General features: G+C 61.6%; 1 protein-coding gene. It reads left to right on the plus strand.

Going from position 1 to position 2,563, the window contains the following annotated elements:
* A partial coding sequence (locus WBB85_RS03115; RefSeq protein WP_432637161.1) for a nitrate reductase subunit alpha occupies window positions 1–2,563 on the plus strand: 2,563 nt, incomplete at both ends.

The raw sequence follows: 2,563 nt of genomic DNA on the forward strand, positions 1-2,563 counted from the left end.
TCCAACGTACCGCAGACGCGCACGCCCGATGCGCATTTCTACACCGAGGTCCGCTATCGCGGCACCAAATCCGCCGTGGTCAGCCCCGACTATTCCGAGGCTGCCAAGTTCGGCGACATCTGGCTTAACCCGCAGGCGGGCACGGATGCGGCGCTGGCGATGGCCATGGGCCATGTCATCCTGCGCGAGTACCACCTCGACCGGCAGGCTGAGTATTTCGAGGATTACGCGCGCAAATATACCGACATGCCCATGCTGGTGCGGCTGGATGAAAAGGACGGCCACCTGGTACCGGGCCGGATGCTGCGGGCCGAGGATTTCGCCGGCAAGCTGGGCGAAACCAACAATCCCGACTGGAAGACCGTGGCCTTTGACGAGGCATCGGGACAGATCGTGGCACCGAACGGCTCCATCGGCTTCCGCTGGGGCGAGGAGGGGAAATGGAACCTCGAAGAGCGCGCCAAGGGGGGTGAGACCCGGCTGCGTCTGAGCCAGATTCTTGAAGGCGACCATGACGAGGTGGTCGGGGTGGATTTCCCCTATTTCGGAGGTGCGGCGACAGGCGATTTCGTCAAATGCGACCACCCAGAGGTGCTGACCCGCAATATCCCCGCCCGGCGGGTGAAGTTGGCCAAGGGCAAGGAGGTATTGGTCGCCACGGTGTTCGATCTTTTCTGCGCCAACTATGGTCTTGACCGGGGGTTGGGGGGCGATTTTGTGTCGAAAGATTTCGACGATGACAGCCCCTATACCCCCGCCTGGGCCGAGAAGATCACCGGCGTTGCGCGTGAAAAGATCATCGCCGTAGCGCGCGAATTCGCGGGTAACGCCGAAAAGACCCATGGTAAGTCCATGGTCATCCTCGGTGCCGGCCTGAACCACTGGTATCACATGGACATGAACTACCGCGGCATCATCAACATGCTGGTGATGTGCGGCTGCATCGGCCAAGAGGGCGGCGGTTGGTCTCATTACGTGGGTCAGGAAAAGCTGCGCCCGCAGACCGGTTGGCAGCCTCTGGCCTTCGCGCTGGACTGGAACCGCCCGCCGCGGCACATGAACTCCACCTCCTGCTGGTATGCCCATACTGACCAGTGGCGTTATGAGACGCTGCGGGCGGGCGAGATCCTGTCGCCGACCGCACCGGAAGGCGATTGGGACATCTCGCTGATCGACTACAACATCCGGGCTGAGCGGATGGGTTGGCTGCCCTCGGCGCCACAACTCAAGACTAACCCGCTGGAAGTGTCGAAGAAGGCCAAGGCTGCGGGCAAGGACATTCCGGCCTTCGTTGCCGAACAACTCAAATCCGGCGATCTGGAAATGTCCTGCCAGGACCCGGACGCGCCAGAGAACTGGCCGCGCAACCTTTTCGTCTGGCGCTCGAACCTGCTCGGCTCGTCCGGCAAGGGGCACGAATATTTCCTCAAGCACCTCTTGGGCACCGATCACGGCGTGATGGGCAAGGATCTGGGCGAGGAAGGCGGCGTGATGCCGAAGGAGGCCGTTTGGCATGAGGAGGCGCCTAAGGGCAAGCTCGACCTTCTGGTCTGCATCGACTTTCGCATGTCGACGACGGCGGTCTATTCCGACGTCGTCCTGCCGACGGCCAGCTGGTACGAAAAGGACGACCTCAACACCTCGGACATGCACCCGTTCATCCACCCGCTGCAGGCGGCGGTGGACCCTGCATACGAGTCGAAGTCGGACTGGGAGATCTTCAAGTCTATCGCCCGCAAATTCTCGGAAGTCGCACCCGAAGTTCTCGGGGTCGAAACCGACATCGTGCAGCTTCCGCTGCTGCACGACACCCCCGGCGAACTGGCGCAAGCCCATGTGAAGGACTGGAAAAAGGGCGAATGCGACCTGATCCTCGGGAAGACCGCACCGAATTACATCGCGGTCGAGCGGGATTATCCGAACCTCTACAAGAAGTTCAGCTCGGTCGGGCCGCTTTTGGAAAAGCTCGGCAACGGCGGCAAGGGGATCACCTGGGACACCAAGGTCGAGGTCAAGCATCTGCGCGACCTGAACGGCGAAGTGCTGGATGATGGCGTGTCGAAAGGCCACGCCAAGCTTGAAACCGCCATCGACGCGGCGGAAATGATCCTGATGCTTGCGCCCGAGACCAACGGCGAGGTGGCCGTCAAGGCCTGGGAGCAGTTAGAGAAACCAACCGGGCGCCACCATGCGCATCTGGCCGAGGGGGCGCACCACACCAAGATTCGCTTCCGCGATATTGCGGCCCAACCGCGCAAGATCATCTCGTCGCCCACCTGGTCGGGGATAGAGAGCGAGGAGGTTTGCTACAACGCGGGCTACACCAACGTGCATGAACTTATTCCGTGGCGGACCCTTACGGGCCGCCAGCAGCTCTATCAGGATCACCTTTGGATGCGCGCCTTCGGCGAGGGCTTTGTCGGCTACCGCCCGCCGGTGGACCTCAAGACCATCACCAAGGCCGTCAACAGTGACGCGGCCGAGGGCAGCCCGCATGTCGTGCTGAACTTCATCACGCCGCATCAGAAATGGGGCATCCACTCCACCTATTCCGACAATCTGA

Origin of the sequence: Albidovulum sp. (genome assembly GCF_049646345.1) — a bacterium.
In the GTDB taxonomy this organism is placed as follows: Bacteria; Pseudomonadota; Alphaproteobacteria; order Rhodobacterales; family Rhodobacteraceae; genus Albidovulum.